Annotated in this window: 19 protein-coding genes; 11 read left to right on the top strand and 8 right to left on the bottom strand. The window is 67.7% G+C overall.

Annotated elements, in window-relative coordinates:
- Nucleotides 1-90: 90 nt before the first annotated feature.
- Together WBB14_RS03320 and WBB14_RS03325 are read left to right on the top strand one after the other, a co-directional pair.
- Nucleotides 91-819, top strand: a complete 729-nt coding sequence (locus WBB14_RS03320) for a GNAT family N-acetyltransferase (RefSeq protein ID WP_424238562.1) — start codon at nucleotides 91-93, stop codon at nucleotides 817-819.
- Nucleotides 810-1,709, top strand: coding sequence for a DMT family transporter (locus tag WBB14_RS03325; RefSeq protein WP_424238563.1), 900 nt, complete (start codon nucleotides 810-812; stop codon nucleotides 1,707-1,709). Before WBB14_RS03320 ends, WBB14_RS03325 begins: the two co-directional genes overlap by 10 nt.
- 22 nt (nucleotides 1,710-1,731) lie before the next feature.
- Here WBB14_RS03325 and WBB14_RS03330 read toward each other — a convergent pair whose 3' ends face one another.
- From WBB14_RS03330 to WBB14_RS03345, 4 genes are all read right to left on the bottom strand, one after another.
- Nucleotides 1,732-2,616 carry a DMT family transporter gene (locus WBB14_RS03330; protein WP_424238592.1) on the bottom strand — a complete coding sequence of 295 codons (885 nt, stop codon included), beginning with the start codon at nucleotides 2,614-2,616 and terminating at the stop codon, nucleotides 1,732-1,734.
- Between the two features lie 50 nt (nucleotides 2,617-2,666).
- On the bottom strand, nucleotides 2,667-3,002 hold the full coding sequence (locus WBB14_RS03335) for a thioredoxin family protein (RefSeq protein WP_013393043.1): 336 nt from the start codon (nucleotides 3,000-3,002) through the stop codon (nucleotides 2,667-2,669).
- Nucleotides 3,003-3,117: 115 nt separating this feature from the next.
- The gene (locus tag WBB14_RS03340; RefSeq protein WP_424238564.1) at nucleotides 3,118-4,383 is read right to left on the bottom strand and encodes a Zn-dependent hydrolase; all 1,266 of its coding nucleotides are present in this window, start codon (nucleotides 4,381-4,383) and stop codon (nucleotides 3,118-3,120) included.
- Nucleotides 4,384-4,394: 11 nt separating this feature from the next.
- Nucleotides 4,395-5,750, bottom strand: coding sequence for a dihydroorotase (locus WBB14_RS03345; protein ID WP_424238565.1), 1,356 nt, complete (start codon nucleotides 5,748-5,750; stop codon nucleotides 4,395-4,397).
- Nucleotides 5,751-5,850: 100 nt separating this feature from the next.
- Here WBB14_RS03345 and WBB14_RS03350 point away from each other — a divergent pair, with 100 nt between their 5' ends.
- The 9 genes from WBB14_RS03350 to WBB14_RS03390 all read left to right on the top strand — a co-directional run bounded on the left by WBB14_RS03350 (nucleotide 5,851) and on the right by WBB14_RS03390 (nucleotide 17,636).
- Nucleotides 5,851-6,741, top strand: a complete 891-nt coding sequence (locus WBB14_RS03350) for a LysR family transcriptional regulator (protein ID WP_424238566.1) — start codon at nucleotides 5,851-5,853, stop codon at nucleotides 6,739-6,741.
- 220 nt (nucleotides 6,742-6,961) lie between these two features.
- A complete protein-coding gene (locus WBB14_RS03355) occupies nucleotides 6,962-8,053 on the top strand; it encodes a DUF917 domain-containing protein (RefSeq protein ID WP_424238567.1) in 1,092 nt (363 codons plus the stop codon).
- A gap of 10 nt (nucleotides 8,054-8,063) precedes the next feature.
- The gene (locus WBB14_RS03360) at nucleotides 8,064-9,740 is read left to right on the top strand and encodes a urocanate hydratase (protein ID WP_424238568.1); all 1,677 of its coding nucleotides are present in this window, start codon (nucleotides 8,064-8,066) and stop codon (nucleotides 9,738-9,740) included.
- 5 nt (nucleotides 9,741-9,745) lie between these two features.
- A complete protein-coding gene (locus WBB14_RS03365; RefSeq protein ID WP_424238569.1) occupies nucleotides 9,746-10,933 on the top strand; it encodes a CaiB/BaiF CoA transferase family protein in 1,188 nt (395 codons plus the stop codon).
- An 11-nt stretch (nucleotides 10,934-10,944) separates the two neighbouring features.
- A complete protein-coding gene (locus WBB14_RS03370) occupies nucleotides 10,945-12,147 on the top strand; it encodes an acyl-CoA dehydrogenase family protein (RefSeq protein ID WP_424238570.1) in 1,203 nt (400 codons plus the stop codon).
- Nucleotides 12,148-12,156: 9 nt separating this feature from the next.
- On the top strand, nucleotides 12,157-13,293 hold the full coding sequence (locus tag WBB14_RS03375) for an acyl-CoA dehydrogenase family protein (protein ID WP_424238571.1): 1,137 nt from the start codon (nucleotides 12,157-12,159) through the stop codon (nucleotides 13,291-13,293).
- A gap of 92 nt (nucleotides 13,294-13,385) precedes the next feature.
- Nucleotides 13,386-14,726, top strand: coding sequence for an MFS transporter (locus tag WBB14_RS03380; protein ID WP_424238572.1), 1,341 nt, complete (start codon nucleotides 13,386-13,388; stop codon nucleotides 14,724-14,726).
- Nucleotides 14,719-15,813 carry an MBL fold metallo-hydrolase gene (locus tag WBB14_RS03385; RefSeq protein ID WP_424238573.1) on the top strand — a complete coding sequence of 365 codons (1,095 nt, stop codon included), beginning with the start codon at nucleotides 14,719-14,721 and terminating at the stop codon, nucleotides 15,811-15,813. The genes WBB14_RS03380 and WBB14_RS03385 overlap by 8 nt, the downstream gene beginning before the upstream one ends.
- Nucleotides 15,814-15,911: 98 nt before the next feature.
- Complete coding sequence (locus tag WBB14_RS03390) at nucleotides 15,912-17,636, top strand: HAL/PAL/TAL family ammonia-lyase (protein ID WP_424238574.1); 1,725 nt, start codon at nucleotides 15,912-15,914, stop codon at nucleotides 17,634-17,636.
- Between the two features lie 35 nt (nucleotides 17,637-17,671).
- On the opposite strand, the gene WBB14_RS03395 is transcribed toward WBB14_RS03390, so the two are convergent.
- The 4 genes from WBB14_RS03395 to WBB14_RS03410 all read right to left on the bottom strand — a co-directional run bounded on the left by WBB14_RS03395 (nucleotide 17,672) and on the right by WBB14_RS03410 (nucleotide 21,434).
- The gene (locus tag WBB14_RS03395) at nucleotides 17,672-18,265 is read right to left on the bottom strand and encodes a 2-hydroxychromene-2-carboxylate isomerase (protein ID WP_424238575.1); all 594 of its coding nucleotides are present in this window, start codon (nucleotides 18,263-18,265) and stop codon (nucleotides 17,672-17,674) included.
- Nucleotides 18,262-19,596: an MFS transporter gene (locus WBB14_RS03400; protein WP_424238593.1), complete on the bottom strand. Its 1,335-nt coding sequence runs from the start codon at nucleotides 19,594-19,596 to the stop codon at nucleotides 18,262-18,264. Before WBB14_RS03400 ends, WBB14_RS03395 begins: the two co-directional genes overlap by 4 nt.
- Before the next feature lie 45 nt (nucleotides 19,597-19,641).
- The gene (locus tag WBB14_RS03405) at nucleotides 19,642-20,427 is read right to left on the bottom strand and encodes an aldolase (protein ID WP_088139915.1); all 786 of its coding nucleotides are present in this window, start codon (nucleotides 20,425-20,427) and stop codon (nucleotides 19,642-19,644) included.
- Between the two features lie 131 nt (nucleotides 20,428-20,558).
- Entirely contained in the window at nucleotides 20,559-21,434 is an 876-nt protein-coding gene (locus tag WBB14_RS03410) for a LysR family transcriptional regulator (RefSeq protein ID WP_424238576.1), read from the bottom strand.
- Between the last annotated feature and the right edge of the window lie 13 nt (nucleotides 21,435-21,447).

Raw genomic sequence — 21,447 nt, forward strand, 5'->3', positions numbered from 1 at the left:
TTTATGATGCCACGATTCCGATATCGTGAGGGCATGCGTATTGCGTCCGCCCGAGCCGGCGGCGCGCCAACCCTGATGAGGCCCCGTAGCATGCAACCCCGAGTCAACGCTTACCAGCAACCCATCGGCCCGGACATGACGGGCTGGACCGCGCGCCCGCGTCCGCCCCTGACTCCGATCGTCGGCCGCTATTGCCGGCTGGAGCCGCTGTCGGCCGAGCGCCACGCCGAGGACCTGTACCTGGCGTTCAGCCAGGCGCCGGACGACAGCGACTGGACTTACATGTCGGTTGGGCCGTTCGCGGACCTGGCGGCTTACCGCGAGTTCGCGGAAAAAGCGCAGGCCGGCAACGACCCCTTGCACCACGCCATCATCGATCTGGAAACGGGCCGCGCCATCGGCACCTTGGCGCTGATGCGCATCGATCCGGCCAACGGCGCGATCGAAGTCGGCTTCGTGTCGTTCTCGCGCCAGCTCAAGCGCACCCGCATCGCCACCGAGGCGCAGTTCCTGCTGATGAGCCGCGCCTTCGATGAGCTGGGCTACCGCCGCTACGAATGGAAGTGCGACAGCCTGAACGCGCCGTCGCGCGCGGCGGCTGCCCGCCTGGGTTTCGAGTTCGAAGGCATCTTCCGCCAGGCCACGGTGTACAAGGGCCGCAGCCGCGATACGGCCTGGTTCGCCATCGTCGACGGCGACTGGCCCGCGCTGCGCACCGCCTATGAATGCTGGCTGAGCCCGGACAATTTCGATGCGCAAGGCCGGCAGCGGCAGGGCCTGTCGGAACTGACCGCAGAGGCGCGCGCGGCGTGCGCCTGATCCCGGTGGCGCTGGCCCTGTTCTGGGGCCTGAACTGGCCGGCGGTGAAGATCATCCTGTCGATCTTCCCGCCGTTCACCTTGCGTCTGCTCGGCCTGGGCAGCGGCGCGGTGCTGCTGTTGCTGCTGGCGCGCGCCAAGCGGGTGCCCTTGTTGCCGCCGCGCGCGTCGTGGCGGGGTATTGTCGTGGGCGGCCTGCTTGCGGTCGCGGCCTTCAATCTGTTGGTGGCCTGGGCGCAGCTCAGCACCAGCACTTCGCGCGCGGCGGTGCTGACTTTCACCATGCCGATGATGTCCGCCGTGCTGGCCTGGGCGGTGCTGGGCGAACGCCTGGACCGGCGCCGGGCGCTGGCGCTGCTGCTGGGCGCGGCCGGCGTTTCCATCCTGGCCTGGCCGGTGCTGCGCGCGGTCTTCGGCGAGCACGATGCGGCTGCGGCCAAGGGCCTGGTGTTTCCGCTGGTGGCGGCCTTCGGCTGGGCCGCCGGCACGGTCTACCTGAAGGGCTGGCCGGTGGCCGGGAACCGCATCGTCGTCACGGCCTGGCAGTTGGCGGTGGGCGCGGCCTGCGCCCTGGTGGGCGTGCTGATCGCGGGGGAATCCTTTCCCACGCAGGGCTGGAATGGCCGCGTGGCGGCGGCGCTGTCGTTCCACATCATCCTGGGCACCGCCGTGGCGTATTGGCTCTGGTTCGTGCTGAGCGAGCGCGTCAGCGCCACGGTGGCCGCGCTGACCACGCTGATGGTGCCGGTGGTGGGCGTGTTGGGCGCGATGGCGCTGGTGGGCGACCGGCCCGCCGCCATGGACTGGTGGGGCTTCGCCCTGGTGCTGGGAGGGGCGGCGCTGATCGTGCTGAACCTGGGCGCGGCCCCCGCGCTGCGAACCAAGCGGTAAGCGCGAGCGGCGGCCAGGCCGGTCAGTGGGCGCGCCGCAACTTCTCGCGCAGCAGTTCGGCGCCGCTGACCAGGGTGATGCCGGCCAGCACCAGCAGGGCGCCCAGCACGAAGCCGCCATCCAGCGGCTCGTCCAGGATGAGCACGCCGAAGCTCACGCCGAACAGCGGCGTCATGAACGACAGGATCGACAGGCGCGACGCCAGGTAGCGGCGGAGCAGCCAGAACCACGCCAGGTAGCTGGACAGGGCCACGACCACCGACTGGAAGACGACGCTGAGCACCGCCGCCTGCGTGTAGCGGAAGCCGGCGTTGCCGGTGGCCGCCGCGAAGGCCAGCAGGGTGATGGCCGCGACCGCCATCTGATAGAACAGGGTCTTGGCGGGCGCGGCTTCCGACAGCGTGGTCTTGCGGATCGCCACGGTGGTGGCGCCCCAGAACAGGCCCGCCAGCAGCCCCATCGCGTCGCCCAGCAGCATATTGGGAGCGGCGGCGGAGCCCTCGGGCTGGCCCTTGCCCAGGAAGGCCACGGCGATGCCGAAGAACGCGATGGCCACGCCCAGCCACTGCAGCGGCTTCAGGCGTTCCTCGGGCAGCAGCCAGTGCAGCCCCAGCGCGGCGAAGATAGGCGCGGTGTACAGGAACACCGACATGTGCGAGGCCGTGGTGTAGACCAGGCCTTGCGCCACGAACAGGAATTCCCCGGCGAACAGCAGGCCCACAATCAGGCCCGGCAGCGCCGTGCCATCGGTGAAGGCGCGCGGGCCTTCGCGCCGCCAGACCGCCACAGCCAGTACCAGCGCCGCGAAGGCCGAGCGCAGCCCGATCTGCATGATGGGCGAGACGTCCGCCGCCACCAGCTTGATGGCGATCTGCTGGAAGCCCCAGCAGACGCACAACAACAGCATGGCGCCGGTAGCCAGTCCGTCCAGCGGCTGGCGCAAGGGTTTGGCGCCGTTCACGGCAGTTCGGCGGGGTAGCTGTCCAGGGCCAGGCCGATCTGCTGGCGCAGATCCCATTCCGCCAGGGTCGATTGAACCGGGCCGAAGAAGGCGCCGTCGCGCGTCACGAACATGGCGGGCAGGTGAAAGACCTCGTAGCGCTCGACCATGCCGCGGTTGTCGCCGGCGTCGACCCAGCACACGCGTTCCACGGGCAATTCCAGCTGCGGCAGCTGTTCGCGGGCGATGCGGCAGGTGCCGCAGGTGCGGCTGTGGAAGACCAGCAGGGACAGGCCGGGCGCGTCCAGCAGGTAGCGGTCGGCGGTGCTGTCGTTGAGTTCTATCTGTTCCATTGCATTGGGGGGCGGGGCTGCGCAAGGGCGCCGGTGGCGGCGCGAGGCGCCCATTATGGCAGCGCGGCGCCCGCGGGCGGGAGATACCCGCGGGCCTGGAGGGGACGCCCCGGGCTTAGGCGGTGCGCAGCTTGCGGTCCAGTTCCAGCACGGACTGGTACAGCACGCGGGTGCCGTCCAGCAGCTGCGCGGGCTCGATCCACTCTTCCGGGCAGTGGCTGCGGCCATTCAGGCAGGGGATGAAGATCATGCCGATGGGACCGGTCGGCGCCATGTAGACCGCGTCGTGGCCCGCGCCGCTGGGCAGGCGCATGGAGGCGTAGCCCAGCTGGTCAGCGGCGGCCTGCACCGCGTCCATCACCAGCGGCGTGCAGTCGGTGGGGCGGGCGCGGCTCAATTGCGTGAAGCTGGCGGTCAGGCGCAGCGCCTTGAGATCGCCCGCCACGCCGGCCATCAACGTTTCCGGAAACGCATCCAGCACGGCGTCGCTGTCGCTGCGCATTTCCAGCGTCAGTTCGACGCGCCCCGGCACCGCGTTGGCGGCGTTGGGCGTCATGGACAGGCGGCCCACGGTGGCGACCACGTAGTGCGGATTGCCGCTGGCGGCGCTGGCCTGGCGGTTGGCGGCGTCGATGATGCGGGCCGCACCCACCAGGGCGTCGCGACGGATGTCCATGGGCGTGGTGCCGGCATGGTCGGGCTGGCCTTCGACGGTGATCTGCACGCGGCGGATGCCGACGATGTTGGTGACCACGCCGATGGGCAGGCCGCGGCTTTCCAGCACCGGGCCTTGTTCGATATGCAGTTCGACGAAAGCCGCGGTGCCGCCCGGGCCGCGCAGCGGCGCGCCCAGCGCCGAGGGATCGCCGCCGATGCGGGCGATGCCGGCCGCCAGCGTCTCGCCATCCGGGTTGCGGGCTTGCAGCATGTCGGGCGTCAGCTGGCCGCAAAGGGCGCGGCTGCCGACGCAGGAGATGCCGTAGTCGCTGGGCTCTTCGGACAGGAAGTCGATGACCTCGAAGGGGTGCGCCAGCTGAACGCCATGCTCGCGCAGGCTGTGGGCGACTTCGATGCCGGCCAGCACGCCGATGATGCCGTCGAAGCGGCCGCCGGCCATGACGGTGTCGCAGTGCGAACCGGTGGCGATGGGCTTGCGCGCCGGATCGCGTCCGGCCAGCGTGCCGACCAGGTTGCCGCCGGCGTCCAGGCGGGTCGCGAGACCCGCGGCTTCGAATTCGCTGCGCAGCCAGGCGCGGGCCTCATCGAACAGCGGCGAGAACGCGCGGCGCGTCCAGGGGACGTCAGGCAGGGTGAATCGGGAGAGGGTTTCGACGCGGGCCCAGAGGCGCTCGGCGTTCAGCGGGGGAAATTGGACAGACATCGCGGCGTCTCTCAAGCCTGGCGCGGACGCAGGAAACGGCCGTCGCCCTTCTGGTTGACGATGCGCTGTCCGTCATAGACCTGCTGGCCGCGGCACCAGGTGCCCGCGACGCGCACGGTGAACTCGCGGCCTTCGAACGAACTCCACTGCACCGCCGACAGGCTGGTCGACGGATCGAAGGCATAACGTTCCGGCTTGAGGATGACGATGTCGGCGTCCTTGCCCACCTCCAGCGTGCCCTTGCGGTCGTCCAGCAGAAAGTGCTGCGCCGGATTGCGGCTCAGCTGGCGCACCACCATGGACGGCGCAATGCCATGCTCCTCGCAACCCGTCCAAAAAGCGGGCAGCAGCGTTTCCAGGCCAGGACCGCCGGACGAGTTCTTGAACACGTTCGGATTCTGCTTGCGCTCCAGGCCCCAGCTGACATGGTCCGACGACACGAAAGTACATTCGTCGTTGGCGATATGGGTCCAGAGCAGGTCGACCTCGGCCTTGGGCCGGATCGGCGGATAGTGCTTGGTCTTCGCGCCGAAGCGGCGGGTGTGCTCTTCATGGTTCAGCATCAGGTACTGGATGCAGGTTTCAATACTGGCGCGATGGCCGTTGCGGCGGTACATATTGCAGATCTCGAAGCCGCGCGAGGTCGACACGTGCACCGCGTGGGCGCGGGCGCCGGTTTCGGCGCCGATCTCATAGATCAGCGCCGTGGCCAGGTTTTCGATCAGCGGAGTGTGGGCCCGCATGAACGCGTCCCAGCCCGTATCCTCGGCCTCGACCAGACGCGCGATGTTCTTGCGGGTCAGTTCCTGCATCTGATTGTGCACGCCGCAAACCAAGCCGGAAGGCGCGATCAGACGGAAGGCTTCGTACAGATCGTCTTCCTCGATGCGGGGGAATCGGCCCGGGGTGGCTTCGAAGGTGGAGAACTTGAACGCGCAGACCCCGCCTTCGATCAGGCCGGCCGCGGCCGCCAGGCCGTGCTCGGTGTTCAGGGTGCCGAACAGTGCCACGTCCACGTGGCAATCGCGCTCGACCTCGGCGATCTTGGCATCCAGCTGCGGACGCGAGGCGACCGGCTCCGGATCGTCGTACGGCATGTCCACCATGACCGTGACCCCGCCCGCCGCCGCCGCGCGCGACGCCCAGCCCAATCCCTCCTGGTTCAGCTGGCTGCCCGAATGCACCTGGCCGTCGACCACGCCGGGCACGATCCACTGGCCGCGCGCATCCACGCTGTCGCGAGCCGCGGGAGGCTGGCCAACGCCGCGCGCCGCGATCTTGCCGCCCTGCACGGCCAGCCAGCCGTCCATCGTCACGCCATCCGGGTCGACGATGTTGCCGCGCACCACCAATTCGAAATCGCTCATGACCGCTTCCATCCTGTGTTGAGTGCAGGCAGTGTAGGAGCGCCCACCCCAAAACGTCTTATGCTTATATGTGGGTGAGAATTAACATCAGGTTAAGCATATGAAATTGAATCTACGGCAGATCGAGGTCTTCCGGGCCATCATGCTCAGCGGCTCCATCAGTGGCGCGTCCAAGCTGCTGTTTGTTTCGCAGCCGGCCGTCAGCCGGCTGATCGCCTATACGGAGCAACGGCTGGGCCTGATGCTGTTCCAGCGCATCAAGGGCCGGCTGTACCCCACGCCGGAAGCCCGCCGGCTGTTCGTGGAGGTCACGGCGCTTTACCAGAACGTGCAGCGCGTCAACGAAGTGGCCGACAACCTGGCGGAAAACCGCGAAGGCCAGTTGCGGCTGTCCTGTAGCCCCAGCCTTGGCCAATCCCTGTTGCCGCGCGCGATCGCGCAGTTCCGGCGTCAGTTTCCCGAAGTGCGCATCGTGCTGCAGACCTTGATCCCCGCGGTAATGCAGCAATCGCTGCTGACGCAGCAGGTGGAGCTGGGCGTGGCCTACATGCCCGTGGACCACCCCAGCCTGGCGTGGCAGCCGCTGTACGAAAACCAGATCGTGGCGGTACTGCCCAAGGGGCATCCGCTGGCGGCGCGCGGCCGCGTGACGGTGCACGATCTGGCCGAAGAGCCTTTGATCGGCTATAGCGCGGACATTCCCTTCGGCATGCTGATCAACAAGCTGTTCGGCGGCGAGAACGAGCAGCCCGAACCGCGCATCGAGGTTCAGCAAGCCCACGTCGCCTGCGCACTGGTGCAAGCCGGCGCCGGGGTGGCGCTGGTGGACGAGATCACGGTCGCCGGGCCGATCTGGTCGGAAGTGGTGACCTTGCCCATCATCGGCACCGTGAATGCCCCGGTCAATGTGTTCCACGTCCAGCTCCAGCCGCTGTCACGGCTGGCGTTGGCCTTTATCGACGTGCTCCACAAACTCGACCTGCGCGGCTGAATCAAGCTGCCGCCTCGATCACGCGCCTAGGGATATCCCTCAGTCCCTTTTCCAGCCGCCCGACTGCTCCACTATGAGCGCGGCCAACAATTAACATCATGTTATGTGTAAAGCATAAAAGGTAATACGACATTATCGAACTTGCTTCCTATGATCCCCCCGTCCATCCCGCACAAGCATTGCGGGATCGTTGAAAACAGCAATCGGGAGGTATGGGGTCATGGGAAGAATCTTGACGATGCGGGATGTCGAAGCCGCGGTTCGCGGCGGCTCGGTATTCGCCTGCGGCGGCGGCGGTTGGGCCGAGCACGGGCGTGAACTGGGCTCGCTGGCCGTCACCATCGGCCGCCCCGAACTGGTGACCATGGACGAGGTGCCGGACGACGCGTGGATCGCCACCGCGGCCGCCATCGGCGCGCCGGGCGGACTCACCGACTGGCAAATGCTGGGCATCGACTACGTCAAGGCCGCGCAGCGGCTGCAGGACGCGCTGGGCGAGCGAGTCTACGGACTGATCATCGGCCAGAACGGCATGTCCAGCACCTTGAACGGCTGGCTGCCTTCGGCGGTGCTGGGTACCAAGGTGGTCGACGCCGTGGGCGACATCCGCGCCCACCCCACCGGCGACATGGGTTCGCTCGGACTGGCGGGCAGCCCCGAACCGATGATCCAGTGCGCAGTGGGCGGCAACCGCGCCAGCAACTCCTATATGGAGCTGACCGTTCACGGCGCCACCGGCAAGGTCTCGCCGGTGCTGCGCAAGGCCGCCGACATGGCGGGCGGCTTCATCGCCAGCTGCCGCAACCCCATACGCGCATCCTACGTGCGCCGCCACGCCGCGCTGGGCGGCATCAGCAAGGCGCTGGCGCTGGGCGAGGCCATCATCGCGGCGCAGCCGCGCGGCGGCAGCGCGGTCATCGATGCGATCTGCAAGGCCACGCAGGGCGAGATCATCGCTTCCGGCAAGGTGGTGCGCAACACGCTGCGCTACACCGAGGAAGCCTTCGACATCGGCACCGTCGAAATCGGCGAAGGCGCCTCCAAGCGCGTCATCCATGTGATGAACGAACACATGGCGGTGACCGACGGCCAGGGAGAACGGGTCGCCTGCTATCCGGACGTGATCACCACGCTGGACAGCGACGGCAACCCCGTCAGCGCCGGCAAGCTGCGCGAGGGCCTGCAGGTCAGCGTCCTACACGTGCGCAAGCAATACATCCCCCTTTCTTCCAGCGTGACCGACCCGTCGGTCTACCCCATCGTGGAAAAGGCGCTGGGCATGAACTTCACCGACTACGCATTGGCATCCTGAGGTAAACGGCGTGAAACGAGAATTCAATATCCCCGGCGGCAACACCCTGCGCTGCAAAGGCTGGCGCCAGGAAGCGCTGCTGCGCCTGCTGGAAAACGTGCTGGCGGTGGGCGAAGACCCGGCCAACCTGGTGGTCTATGCGGCGCTGGGCCGCGCCGCGCGCGACTGGCCCGCGCATGACGCCATGGTCAAGGCCCTGATGGAACTGGAGGAAGACCAGACGCTCATCGTGCAATCGGGCAAGCCCATCGGCGTGCTGCGCACGCATCCGCAAGCGCCGATCGTGATCATGGCGAACTGCAATATGGTCGGCCAGTGGGCGCACGCCGAGAATTTCTACCAGCTGGAACGCGACAACCTGATCTGCTGGGGCGGGCTGACGGCGGGCGACTGGCAGTACATAGGCTCGCAGGGCGTGATCCAGGGCACCTACGAGATCTTCTCGCGCATCGCCGAACGCCATTTCGACAACGATCTGCGCGGCCGCTTCATCCTGACGGCGGGCATGGGCGGCATGGGCGGCGCGCAGCCGCTGGCCGGCCGCCTGGCGAATGCCGCCATCCTCACGGTGGAGATCAACCCCGAGCGCATCGAAAAGCGCATCAAGGCGGGCTTCCTCGAACGACGCGCCGACTCCCTGGACGAAGCCCTGGAACTGATCCGCGCTGCACAGGCCCGCCGCGAACCCATTTCGGTCGGCCTGTTGGGCAACGCCGCGGAGGTCTATCCCGAAATCCTGGCCCGCGGCATCGTGCCCGATATCGTCACCGACCAGACTTCGGCGCACGACCTGGTCTACGGCTACATCCCCGCCGGCCACACGCTGGAACAAGTGGCGGAAATGCGCCGCAGCGACATCCCTGGCCTGATGGACGCCAGCCGCGCCTCGATCGTCCGGCATGTCACCGCCATGCTCGGCTTCAAGGACCAAGGCTCGGTCGTGTTCGACAACGGCAACCTCATCCGCACCCACGCGAAACAGGGCGGCGTCGAACGCGCCTTCGAGATTCCGGTGTTCACCGAGGCTTTCCTGCGGCCCCTGTTCGCGCGCGCCATCGGTCCATTCCGCTGGATCGCGCTATCGAACGACGCGGACGACATCCGCAAGATCGACGACTTCCTGCTGCAACGCTTCCCGGACAACTTCATCGTGTCCAACTGGATCCGCCTGGCGCGCAAGGAGGTGCCGTTCGAGGGCTTGCCCGCGCGCATCGCCTGGCTTGGGCATGGCGAGCGCACCGAGCTGGCGCTGGAAGTCAATCGCATGGTGCGCGAAGGCGTACTCAGCGCGCCCGTGGCCTTCACGCGCGACCACCTGGACGCCGGCGCCATGGCCCATCCGAACATCATGACGGAAAACATGCGCGACGGCTCCGACGCCATCGCCGACTGGCCCTTGCTCAACGCCATGATCAATTGCTCGTCCAGCGCCGACCTGGTGGCGATCCATTCCGGCGGCGGCGGATACAGCGGCTACATGACCAGCGCCGGCGTCACCGTGGTGGCCGACGGCACCGACGCCGCCGACCAGCGGCTGCGCCTGTCGATGACCAACGACACCGCCAGCGGCGTGCTGCGCTATGCCGACGCCGGCTATGAAGACGCGCTGGACGAAGTGCGGAAGAAGGGCATCGCCCGCATCGACACTGCGCTGCACGGGCATGGCAACCCCGGACGTGGCGACTAGCGGACATGGACAGGAAGATGCTTGAAGGGGTGCGCGTGCTGGACTTCACGCGGGTGCTGGCGGGGCCGTACTGCACGGCCATGCTGGCCGACCTGGGCGCCGAGGTCATCAAGGTCGAGCCGCCCCAGGGCGATGACCAGCGCCACATGGGACGCATGGTGCAAGGCGAAAGCACCAACTTCATCCTCAACAACCGGGGCAAGAAGAGCATCCGGCTGGACCTGAAACGGGAGGAAGGCCGGCGCATCGCGCGCGAACTGGCCGCCAGGAGCGATGTGCTCATCGAGAACTTCAAGCCTGGCGTGGCCGACAAGCTGGGTATCGGCTACGCCGAACTGTCCGTACTGTTCCCGCGCCTGGTGTATTGCAGCATCTCCGGCTTCGGGCAAAACGGCCCGAACGCCGCCCGCCCGTCTTATGACGTGGTGGCCCAGGCCATGAGCGGGCTGATGAGCCTGACCGGCGAGGCGGAAGGCGCGCCCACGCTGATCGGCGAATCGGTGGGCGATATCTGCGCAGGTATGTTCGCCGCCTGGGGCGTGATGGCTGCGCTGTATGACCGCGAACGCGGCGGGCAAGGCCGGCATGTGGACGTCGCCATGTTCGATTCGCTGCTGGCCATGCAGCCCACGGCGCTGGCGCAGTATCTGTTCGGCGGCGCGGCGCCCGTGCGCGTCGGCAACCGGCATCCGCTGAGTTCGCCGTTCGGCGCCTACGCCGCGCGCGACGGCCATCTGGTGATCGCCGCGGCAAACGACAAGCTGTTCCAGGCGGTCGCGGACACCATCGGCCGCCCCGGGCTGCCGGCCGATCCGCGCTTTCGCACCGACAGCGAACGCAGCCGCCACGACGCCGAACTGCGTCCGCTGATCGAAGCCTGGAGCATGACGCTGAGCGTGCAGGAAGCGGTGGCGGCCATGACGCGCGCCGGCGTGCCCGCCGCCCCCATCCAGGACACCGCGCAGGCGGTCGACAGCGAGCAGGCCCGGGTGCGCCAGCTGACCACGCGCGCCCCCCACCCCGTCCTGGGCGAGACCGCTTTGATGGAGCAGCCGGTGCATTTTTCGGGAATGCAGCGCGGCAGGCTGGCCACCGCGCCGGCGTTGGGGCAGCACAGCGCTGCCGTCCTCGCCGACGTGTTGGGTATGGATGCCGCGGCGATAGAAAGCCTCCGCGCGGCCGGTGTGATCTGAGGAGCATGGGAATGGAAATGCGGTTCAGCGCGGAAGAAGAACGCTTCCGCTGCGAGGTGCGCGATTTCATCGCCGCCAACCTGCCGGCCGATATCCGGCGCAAAGTCGAACTGGGCCTGCGCCTGGAACGCAGCGACTACACCCGCTGGCAGGACATCCTGGTGGCGCGCGGCTGGTATGCGGTGAACTGGCCGGAGCAATACGGCGGCCCCGGCTGGAGCCCCGTGCAGAAGTATCTTTTCCAGCAGGAGTATGGCGCGCAGCCCTGTCCGCCGCTGGTGCAGTTTGGCGTCAACATGGTCGGGCCGGTGATCTACACCTACGGCAACGAGGCGCAGAAAGCCCGTTTCCTGCCGCGCATCCTGGCCAACCGCGACTGGTGGTGCCAGGGATACTCGGAACCAGGGTCGGGATCCGACCTGGCGTCGTTGCGCACGACTGCCGTGCGCGACGGCGACGACTACATCGTCAACGGTTCCAAGATCTGGACCACCTGGGCGCAATGGGCGGACTGGATGTTCGCATTGGTGCGCACCAGCAAGGAGGAACGGCCGCAGCAAGGCATCTCCTTCCTGCTGCTGGACCTGCGCTCGCCCGGCATCAGCCAGCGGCCGATAGGCATGCTGGACGGCGACGCCGAAGTCAACGAAGTGTTCTTCGACAACGTCCGGGTGCCGGCATCCCAGCTGGTGGGCGGCGAAGGCACAGGCTGGTCCTACGGCAAGTTCCTGCTGGAACACGAGCGCTTCGTGATCTCCGGCGTGGCCCGCTCCAAGCGCCTGTTGGCGCGCGTCAAGGGCGTGGCGCGACGCCTGCCCGACGGCATGGGCGGGAGCCGCCTGGACGACCCCACGCTGCGCTTGCGCGTGGCCGATCTGGAAACGCAGCTGTGCGCGCTGGAATACACCGAATTGCGCTTCCTGAGCGCCATGAATGCCGGGCAGAGCCCTGGCAGCGCCGCCTCGATCCTGAAGATACGCGGAACCGAGATAGAACAGGCCATCAGCGAACTGGCGATGGATTGCCTCGGGGAAGACGCGCTGGCGCTGGACGAGGCGCTGCTGGACGGCTTGAGCGCGGACCCGGACGCGCTGGGCCCGGATTTCGCGGCAGCGGCGGGCCCGCTGTACTTCAATTTGCGCAAGGTGACGATCTGGGGCGGATCGAACGAGATCCAGCGCAATATCCTGGCCAAGCACGTGTTGGGATTGTAGGAGACCACCATGGATTTTTCGTTCAACGAACTGCAGCGCATGCTGCATGAAAGCGCCGAAACCTACGCCCGCGAACACGGCGACTTCGAACGCCGGCGCCGCCTGATCGCCAGCGCCGCCGGCCATGCGCCAGAGGATTGGCAACTGATGGCCGACCTAGGCTGGCTGGCGCTGCTGTTGCCGGAGGAACACGGCGGCATCGGCGGCGGCCCGGTGGAAACCATGATCATCATGGAGGCGCTGGGCAAAGCCCTGGCCGGCGAGCCTTACCTGTCGACCGCGGTGCTGGGCGCCGGATGCCTGCTGCGGCATGGCACGCCCGCGCAGCGCGACACCTGCTTGGGTCCGCTGGCATCGGGCGACTACCGGATGGCGCTGGCGCACCGCGAGGAAGACTCCCACGAAAATCGCTACACAGTGGGATTGCGGGCGCGCCGCGATGGCGCCGGCTACGTGCTGGACGGCGCCAAGCGGATGGTGTTCGACGCGCCGGGCGCGCAGGCGTTCATCGTGTCCGCACGCACGCAAGGCGACGCCGCCGCGCGCGACGGCATCACCCTGTTCCTGGTCCCGGCCACCGCCGCCGGCCTGGCGCAGCGGCCGTTCCGCAGGCTGGACGGCGGCCACGCCTCGCATCTGGCATTCGAAGGCTTGCGGGTGGACGCCGGCGCCATCCTGGGCCGTCCTGGCGAAGGCGCCGCGGTGCTGGACGATCTCTACGCGCACGCGATCGGCGCGCTTTGCGGCGAAGCCCTGGGCGCGATGCAGGCCATGCACGACGCCACGCTGGAGTATCTGAAGGTCCGGCGACAGTTCGGCCGCGCCATCGGGACGTTCCAGGCCTTGCAGCACCGGCAGGTGGACATGTACACAGCGCTCGAAGAAGCGCGTTCGCTGACCCTGGCCGCCAACATGGCGCTGGCGGAATCCCTGCCCGAAGCGGACCGGCTGCTTTCCATGGCCAAGGCCCAGATAGGCAAGTCGGCCCGCATCGTCGGCCAGGGCGCCATCCAGCTGCACGGCGGCATCGGCATGACCGAAGAGCTGCAGGTCGGCGCGCATTTCAAGCGGGCAACCGTGATCGAAGCCATGTTCGGTTCGCGCCAGCACCATCTGGCGCGGCTGGCACGGGACCAGCAGGCATAGCAACCAGGCACGACCGCGCGCCCCAAGGGCGGCGGTCCATTTTGCGTTTTTTCAGAGCGTGCTCCAAGCGCGCATGATTCCAGGGGAAAGAAATGAAAGACATCACGATCAATCCGGGAGCGGGCGCTCCACCCGGCCGTCCGGCACATCAGGCCACGGCGCACGAGCGCAGCGGCCGCAAGGCGGTGATCGCCGCATCGGCCGGCAATGCGCTCGAATGGTATGACTTCACCGTCTATGCGCTGTTCGCCGTCTATATCGGGCAGAACTTCTTCCAGAACGCCGACCCGACCGTGCAATTGATGGCCTCGTTCCTGGCCTTCGGCCTGGGCTTCGTGGTGCGGCCGCTAGGCGCATTGGTGCTGGGTTCCTATGGCGACCGGGCCGGGCGCAAGGCGGCGCTGACCCTGACCATCATGCTGATGGCCGTGGGCACGCTGCTGATCGCGGCGGCGCCGCCTTATGCCGCGATCGGCGTGGGCGCCCCGCTGCTGATCGTCTGCGGCCGCGTGCTGCAGGGTTTCTCCGCCGGCGGCGAGGTCGGCGGCGCCACCGCCTTCCTGGTCGAGCATGCGCCGGAAGGCAAGCGCGGCCAGTACGCGTCCTGGCTGCAGGCCAGCATGGGCATATCCAACCTGCTGGGCGCGCTGGTGGCGACCCTGGTCACCACGCTGCTGACCGAACAGCAGGTGGGCGAATGGGGCTGGCGCGTGCCTTTCATCATCGGCCTCGCAATCGCCCCGGTCGGCCTGTGGATGCGCCGGGCGCTGGACGAAACGCCGCATTTCCGCGAGGAGCAGGCGCGCCAGGCGCGCCAGGGCGACCACGTCAAGGCGCCGCTGCTGTCGGTCTTGCGGGACTATCCCAAGGAACTGGTGACTGGTTTGTGCATGTCGGTGTTGTGGGCCGTCGGCCCCTACGCGCTGATTATTTTCATGCCCATCTACGTGCAGAAATCGCTGGGCTTCACCAGTTCGCAAGCATTCCTGGCCGCGCTCGTCGGCAATCTGTTCCTGATCGGCGGCTGCGTGTTCTCCGGCACGCTCTCGGATCGCTACGGCCGCCGCAATGTGCTGCGCGCGGCAGCGCTGATCCTGCTGGTCGCCGTCTACCCGCTGATGATGTGGCTGAAGGCATCGCACACCCAGGGCACGCTCATCGTCGTCCAGTCGCTGTTCTGCCTGATGGTGGCCATGTACGTGGGCGTTGCCCCGGCGGCACTGTCCGAAGTGTTTCCGACTGCGGTGCGCTCTTCGGGCATGTCCCTGTCCTACAACACGGCGGTCACCGTCCTGGGTGGATTCGCGCCGGTCATTCTTACCTGGATCACCTACACCACCGGAGTGGCGTTCGCGCCCGCACTGTACGTGATGGGCGCCAGCGTGGTCGCGCTGGTGGCCTTGACGCTTCTGCCGCAGGGCCGCCATGTTTAAAGCGCGCAATGCATTGATCGCCACCGCCGCGTTCGCGGTGGCCGGCTGGTGCTCGGCGCCGCTTGCGGCTTCGGAGCCGCCGCGCGCAACCGAACTGGTGCTGCTGGGCGTGGCGGGCGGGCCGACCTGGTACGGCGACGATTCGCCTCATGGGATTTCCTCGGCGGTCCTGGTCGACGGACGGGCATATATCGTCGACCTGGGCTCGGGCGCGTACCGCCAGTTGCGCCGCGCCGGCGTCAAGCCGGGCTCGGAACAGGCTGTCTTCCTGACGCACCTGCACACCGATCACATCATCGACCTGGCGAACCTGTTGATGTACGACCCGAGCGCCCGTCGGCGCGCCAAAGCGTCCATGCAGATATACGGCCCTGGGCGCCGCGGGGTCCTGCCGCCGCTCGCCCCTGGCATGAAGGACGACCCGGTGATCCATGCCGAAAATCCCTCGGCAGGTACTCGCGACCTGGTCGAATCGGTCATCGCCGGCATGTCGGCCGATCTGAACATACGGGTACGCAGCGAAGGCGTGCCGGATATCCGGCAGTTCTTTCAGGCTCACGATATCGAGGTTCCGGCCGGCGTGGTCAAGGATCCGAACACCGAACCCGCCCCGCCGATGGAGCCGTTTCCCGTCTGGCAGGACGAACGCGTCAAGGTCAGCGCCATCCTGGTGCCGCACGGACTGGTGTATCCCAATTTCGCCTACCGTTTCGATACCCAGGCAGGCTCCGTGGTGTTCTCGGGCGATACCGCGGTCAGCGAAAACCTGATCAAGCTGGCGCGCGGCGCGGACATCCTGGTGCACGAAGCGATCGACCCGGCCTGGGTCGACCACATCGTCGGCGCCAAGCCCTGGGACGCCCGCCAACAGGCCTTGGCCAAGCAGTTGCTGGAGGCCCACACCACGCCGCAGCAGGTGGGCGAAGTCGCCACCCGCGCCGGCGTCAAGACGCTGGTGTTGTCGCACCTGGTGCCGGGCGATGCCCCCGCCGAGCATTGGCTGCAGGCGCGGCAGACTTTCCGCGGACCCGTAGTGCTGGGTCAGGACCTGCTACGCCTGCCCCTGGACGCCCCGCGCCAGCCCTAGCGCCCCCGCGCTCTTTCCTGCTGTGCCTCGTCGCCGCCGACCGCCTGGCGGTCGGCGGCGTCGCCACGCCTGTTTCTTCCACCCTGCCCGGAGTCGCAATGCCTATGCAGAACTCGCCGTCCGCCCCTGCCCGTCCATACCTGACGGCCATCCGCCAGTCCCTTGGCGCCGCCGCGCTGCTGGGGGTCTTTGCCGCACCCGTGGCCACCGCTTGCTCGGACGTCGATCTGGACGGCCGCTCGCTCACCCTGGCGCAGATCGAATCCGTCGCCAGACAAGGCTGCGGCGTGACGCTGGCCGATGAAGCCATGCGGCGCGCGGAACGCTCCTACGACCTGCTGCTGGCCTACGCGCGCCTGGACCGGCCTGTGTACGGCCTGAACCGGGGCGTGGGACTGAACAAGGACCAGACCATTTTCAAGGGCGGGGAAATTTCGCCCGAAGTCCGCAAGTTGTCGGAGCAGTTCAACCGCAACCTGCTGCGCTCGCACAGCGCCGCCTACGGCGCGGAAGCGCCTCAGGAAGTCACCCGGGCGGCGATGCTCATCCGGCTGAACACCGCGCTGTTCGGCGGCTCCGGCTTGCAGCCGGCCGTGCTGCGCCAGTACGCCCAATTCCTCAATCGCGGCGTCACCCCGGTCATGTTCGGCGAGGGTTCGGTCGGACAGGCCGACATCACGGTTCTTCCGCAGATCGGACTGGCGATGATGGGCGAAGGCCAGGCCTATTACCGCGGCCAGCGCTTGCCCGCCGCGCAGGCGCTGCGCCAGGCAGGCCTGGAGCCGGTGCAGCCCTTCGGCAAGGACGCCCTGGCCATCGTCAGCTCCAACGCCTACGGCGCGGCCATCGCATCGCTGGCAGCGCTGGACGCGGCCAGGCTGCTGTCCCAAGCCGATGCGGTCGCCGCGCTATCGCTCGAAGGCCTGGACGGCAACCTGGCGCCGGTGCTGTCCGCGTCGCAGGCCCAACGGCCCTATGACGGCCAAGTGAACACGGCTGAACACATCCGCGCCCTGTTGCGTGGCAGTTCCCTGTGGCAGCAGGATACGCAACGCGCGCTACAGGATCCCTTGAGCTTTCGCACCGTGAGCCAGGCGCACGGCGCGGCGCGCGACATGCTGGCGCCGCTGCAGCGGCAATTGCTGCTGCAGATCAATAGTTCCGACGACAACCCGAGCGTGGCGCTGGATGCGCAGCCGGCCGAAAATGCGCCCTCTTACGAGCTGCAGTTCTACGTGACGCAAGGCCCGGTCCGCGGCGCCGTGCTGCCGAACGCCGGCTTCGATCCCAGCGCTTGGGCGCTGCCTTTGCAGGGCATGGGCATCGCCTTGTCCCAGGTGGCGCAGCTATCGGCCCAGCGCACGCTGCGGCTGACCGACACCGCCTTCACCGGACTCCCTCGGTTCCTCAGCCCGGGCAACGGTGCGATTGGCTACGGCCCGATCCAGAAGACGGTGTCGTCGCTGGCGACGGAGATTAGAGTGCTGGCGCTGCCGGTGATGACCGACGTGCAGCCCCAGGCCGGCAACATCGAAGACGTCGGCACCAATGCGCCAACCGCGGCCCGCCGGATGGCGGCCCAGGTCGACCGCTTGACGGTGCTGCTGGCCGTGGAGCTGATGCACGCCGCCCAAGCCGTGGATCTGCGCGTGGCCCAGCGTCCCGGCTTCATGATCGGAGCGGGAACCGGCGCGCTGTGGCGCGATTTCCGCAAGCAGGTCCCCTACATGGCCGAAGACCGCCGCAACGATGAGGACATCGTCCGCGCCAGCGATTTTCTCGTGCGGCAGCGGCAGCCGGCAGGGGCCGGCGTGGCGCCCTGACCGCCTGCCCTGCCGCCCCTGCCTGCCGTGGCGGCCTACGCGGCCACGGCCTCTTCCAGCATCTCCAGCCTGTCCTGCCCCCAGAACACCTCGCCGCGGTACACATAGGCGGGCGAACCGAACACCCCGGCCGCGACCGCGTCGTCGGTGTTGCGGCGGTAGATGGTCTCGATGCCGGGCTCGGCCGCCGCGGCCAGCAGCGTCGGCGCGTCCAGCCCCTGGCGCAGCAGGATGGCGCGCAAGGTAGCTTCGTCAGAGATGTCCTGCTCGTCGCACCACTCGGCCTTGAGGATCGCCTTGTACAGCGCCGCCACCGGCAGGCCCGCGCGGTCCGCCGCGATGACGATGCGCGAAGCCAGGCCGGCATCCGGGCACATATATGCCGGCTGCGCGTTGACGTGGATATCCAGCTTGCGGCACCAGCGCGCCAGCTCCGCCACCCGGTAAGCCTGGCGCTCGGGCGAACGCAGGCCCAGCAGGATGCCGCCGGTGCGGCCATAGACCTCGGGCAGGTCCACCGGCAGGTAGCGAATCCTGGCCTGCTGGCGCGCGGCCAGCGCCTCCAGCCTGTCGGCGCCCAGGTAGGCCCAGTCGGAATTCATCCAGAAGTAATAGTCGATGGTCTTCACGGCGTCCTCAGGTTTGCGCGGGCAGGCACCCGCAAGGCAGGGGCCGCGGCCTCGCTGCGCATCAGCCAGGCGCTGAACAAGGCGATCACCCCCAGGATGCTCAAGTACCACACCACGTACCTGGGATCGCCCCCGCCCTTGGCCAGCAGCCAGGTCGCCACGATGGGCGCCAGCCCGCCGCCGATGGCGCCGGATACCTGCACCGCCAGCGAAATGCCCGTGTAGCGCACTTCGGCCGGGAACTGGCTGGAGAACAAGGTGCCTTCCGGCCCGTACAGGCAAGCGTAGACCAGGCCGACCGCCAGGCATACCGCCAGGATGATCCACGAGGTATCGCGGGTGCCCAGCAAATGGAAGAACACCGGCGCGCAAGCCAGGATGCCCAGGGTGCCGACCATGAACACCCATTTGTGGCCTATCTTGTCGCCTAGCATGCCGAACAGCGGCATGGTGAACAGCGCGACGGCGGCGCCCCAGATCGTGGCGTCCAGCATGACCGAACGCGCAATGCCCAGGGTGCCCGTGGCGTAGGCCAGCGAAAAGGTCACCACGGTGTAGAACCAGGTCACTTCCGCCAGCCTGGCGCCCACCACCACCAGCAGGGCGCGGCGATGATGCTTCAACACCTCGGCCACCGGCACCTCGACCTTGGCGCCCTTCTCCTTCATCTGCTCGAAGTCGGGCGACTCGGCCACCTTGACGCGGATGAACCAGCCCACCAGCAGCAATATCACGCTGGCCAGGAACGGCAGGCGCCAACCCCAGGCCAGCATGTCGGCTTCCGGCAAGCTGGCGACCGCCCCCATCGCCAGCGACGACAGGATCAGGCCCGGCGCCACCCCGGCTTGCGGCAGGCTGCCGAAGAAGCCCTTCTTGCCCTCCGGCGCATGCTCCACCGCCATCAGCACCGCACCGCCCCATTCGCCGCCCACCGCAATGCCTTGCAGGAAACGCATCAGCACCAGCAGCACCGCCGCCCAGTAGCCGATCTGCTCATACGACGGAATCAGCCCGATCAGGATGGTGGGCACGCCCATCAGCAGCAAAGTGATCAGCAGCATGGATTTGCGGCCGATCTTGTCGCCATAGTGGCCGAAGATCACGCCGCCCAGGGGCCGCGCGAAAAAGCCCACGGAATAGGTGGCGAACGCGGCCAGGGTGCCCGTCAGCGGGTCGAAGGACGGAAAGAATATCTTGTTGAAGATCAGCGCGGCAGCGGTGCCGTACAAGAAAAAGTCGTACCACTCGATGGTGGTGCCCATCATGCTGGCCAGTCCGGCCGTCACGTAGTCGCGGCGCGAGCGCGCAGCCGCAGGCTTGGTCGTCATCATCATGACTCCCCAAAAAAAGTTCTGGAAGAATGTGGCTGCGCGGTATCAGGCGGCGGGCAGCGGCAAGGGCGGGATGCCATGCGTCTGCCGGGCCCAGTAGTTGAACGTCGCGTTGACGATCGAGGGCTTGAGCAGATAGTCGTGCGCCTCGCGCGCCAGCGCGTCGTCCACCGGCGTCAGCGGTCCGAACGCCTGCGCGCGGATCTGCATGCGCGCCGCGCGTTCCAGGTACACCGACAGATAGGTCGCCTCTTCGCAGGTGACGCCAGCCGTCAGGTAGCCATGATGCGCCAGGATGATGGCGCGTTTTTTACCCAGCGCGCCGGAAATGATCACGCCCTCCTGGTCCGCGATCGGCACGCCCGGCCACTCGCCCAGGAACGCGCAGTCGTCGTGCAGCGGCGTCATGTCCATCTGCGAGATCACCAGCGGTTGGCGCGCCGCGGCCAGCGCCGAGGCCCAGGGCGAATGCGTGTGGATGATGGACTGCACGTCGGGCCGCGCCTCGTAGACCCACAGGTGAAAGCGCGTGGCCGGATTGGCCATGCCCTCGCCCGTCAGCGTATGCAGGTCGCGGTCCACTTCGATGAAGTCGGCCGGCGTGGCTTCGTCGAAGCCCAGCCCGAAGCGCAGGGTCCAATAGGCCCCCGGACGCTGCGAACGCACGCTGATCTGCCCCGCCAGCCCGGCTTCCTGCTCGGTCATGGCCAGAATGCGACAGGCGTAAGCCATGGTTTCCTGGATGCTGCGCGGCACGGCGTGCAGGTGGCGCGCCATTTCCTGCGTGGCGCGGGTGTCGAAATAGGATTTCTCTCGTAATGCGGTGCTCATGTCTTCCCCTGTGTATTGCCCGCGTCATTGGCGCCAGCGGACGCCGCGCGAGGTATGCACAGTATGGAAAGCCAGCCGCGATACAGCCATGCAGCCAGGGTCATAGCTGCTATTCGAGTCCGCCAGGACGGTTACCGCGCCGCAATGCGGTGCGCGACGGCCAGCAGATCGCTCACCAGCGGCAGCGGCTGGCGGTTGGCCAGGGTGATCGCGACCACGCGGCGCCGCAAAATGGGGCTATGGACGCGGACCTTGCGCAGTCCGTATTCGGTCAAGAGCTTGTCGGGAATGCGGGACGGAAGAATACAGGCGCCCACGCCCGAGGACACCAGCTTGAGCATGGCGTCTATGGTTTCGGCCTCGGCCACGAACTCGGGCTCCAGTCCCGCGCTGTGGATCATCTTGCGCAACGCGTAATGCGGCGGGAAGCCCACCAGCCGCAGATCCATGCCGGCCAGGTCGACGACGTCCGGCAGCGGCACGTCGCCGCGCACGATCAGGCACATGTCGTCATCGAACAGCGTGGCCGACGCCAGGTTGTCCGACGCCACCGCCGCGTCGTAGACGAAGCCCACGTCGGCCTTGCCGCTTTCCACCAGCGCCACCACCTCGGGCGAACTGCGGCCCATCACGGACAGGTTCACGTGTTCATGGCTGCTGACAAAACTGGCCACCACCTCGGCCATGAAGTAGTAGCTGAGCGTATGCACGGTGGCGAGCCGGACCGTCCCCTGCGTCACGCCCTCGCGCTGGCGCACGGCCTCCAGCACCCGGTCTATGTTGCGGTAGGCGGGCTGGATGCCGTCCAACAGGCGCGCGCCCGCCTCGGTCAGCTCCACGCCGCGTCCGGTGCGGGTGAACAGCGGCTTGCCCACGTGGGCCTCCAGCGCCGCCAGTTGCCGGCTCAGCCCGGACTGGGTCTGGTCCAGGTCCTCGGCCGCGCGCGATAGCGATTTGAGTTCCGCAATGCGCAAGAAATAGCGCAACTGCCGGTCCGGTGTATCCATGCTGCCCTCCCGC

Source organism: Achromobacter sp., assembly GCF_049647645.1.
In the GTDB taxonomy this organism is placed as follows: Bacteria; Pseudomonadota; Gammaproteobacteria; order Burkholderiales; family Burkholderiaceae_B; genus Achromobacter.

What these genes read in the sequence shown, in the direction of transcription:
- WBB14_RS03365 (WP_424238569.1), top strand. Translation starts at nt 9,746, where the DNA reads ATGGACAGGAAGATGCTTGAAGGGGTGCGCGTGCTGGACTTCACGCGG.
- WBB14_RS03370 (WP_424238570.1), top strand. Translation starts at nt 10,945, where the DNA reads ATGGAAATGCGGTTCAGCGCGGAAGAAGAACGCTTCCGCTGCGAGGTG.
- WBB14_RS03385 (WP_424238573.1), top strand. Translation starts at nt 14,719, where the DNA reads ATGTTTAAAGCGCGCAATGCATTGATCGCCACCGCCGCGTTCGCGGTG.
- WBB14_RS03350 (WP_424238566.1), top strand. Translation starts at nt 5,851, where the DNA reads ATGAAATTGAATCTACGGCAGATCGAGGTCTTCCGGGCCATCATGCTC.
- WBB14_RS03355 (WP_424238567.1), top strand. Translation starts at nt 6,962, where the DNA reads ATGGGAAGAATCTTGACGATGCGGGATGTCGAAGCCGCGGTTCGCGGC.
- WBB14_RS03375 (WP_424238571.1), top strand. Translation starts at nt 12,157, where the DNA reads ATGGATTTTTCGTTCAACGAACTGCAGCGCATGCTGCATGAAAGCGCC.
- WBB14_RS03345 (WP_424238565.1), bottom strand. Translation starts at nt 5,750, where the DNA reads ATGAGCGATTTCGAATTGGTGGTGCGCGGCAACATCGTCGACCCGGAT.
- WBB14_RS03335 (WP_013393043.1), bottom strand. Translation starts at nt 3,002, where the DNA reads ATGGAACAGATAGAACTCAACGACAGCACCGCCGACCGCTACCTGCTG.
- WBB14_RS03410 (WP_424238576.1), bottom strand. Translation starts at nt 21,434, where the DNA reads ATGGATACACCGGACCGGCAGTTGCGCTATTTCTTGCGCATTGCGGAA.
- WBB14_RS03380 (WP_424238572.1), top strand. Translation starts at nt 13,386, where the DNA reads ATGAAAGACATCACGATCAATCCGGGAGCGGGCGCTCCACCCGGCCGT.
- WBB14_RS03340 (WP_424238564.1), bottom strand. Translation starts at nt 4,383, where the DNA reads ATGTCTGTCCAATTTCCCCCGCTGAACGCCGAGCGCCTCTGGGCCCGC.
- WBB14_RS03330 (WP_424238592.1), bottom strand. Translation starts at nt 2,616, where the DNA reads ATGCTGTTGTTGTGCGTCTGCTGGGGCTTCCAGCAGATCGCCATCAAG.
- WBB14_RS03390 (WP_424238574.1), top strand. Translation starts at nt 15,912, where the DNA reads ATGCCTATGCAGAACTCGCCGTCCGCCCCTGCCCGTCCATACCTGACG.
- WBB14_RS03400 (WP_424238593.1), bottom strand. Translation starts at nt 19,596, where the DNA reads ATGATGACGACCAAGCCTGCGGCTGCGCGCTCGCGCCGCGACTACGTG.
- WBB14_RS03405 (WP_088139915.1), bottom strand. Translation starts at nt 20,427, where the DNA reads ATGAGCACCGCATTACGAGAGAAATCCTATTTCGACACCCGCGCCACG.
- WBB14_RS03320 (WP_424238562.1), top strand. Translation starts at nt 91, where the DNA reads ATGCAACCCCGAGTCAACGCTTACCAGCAACCCATCGGCCCGGACATG.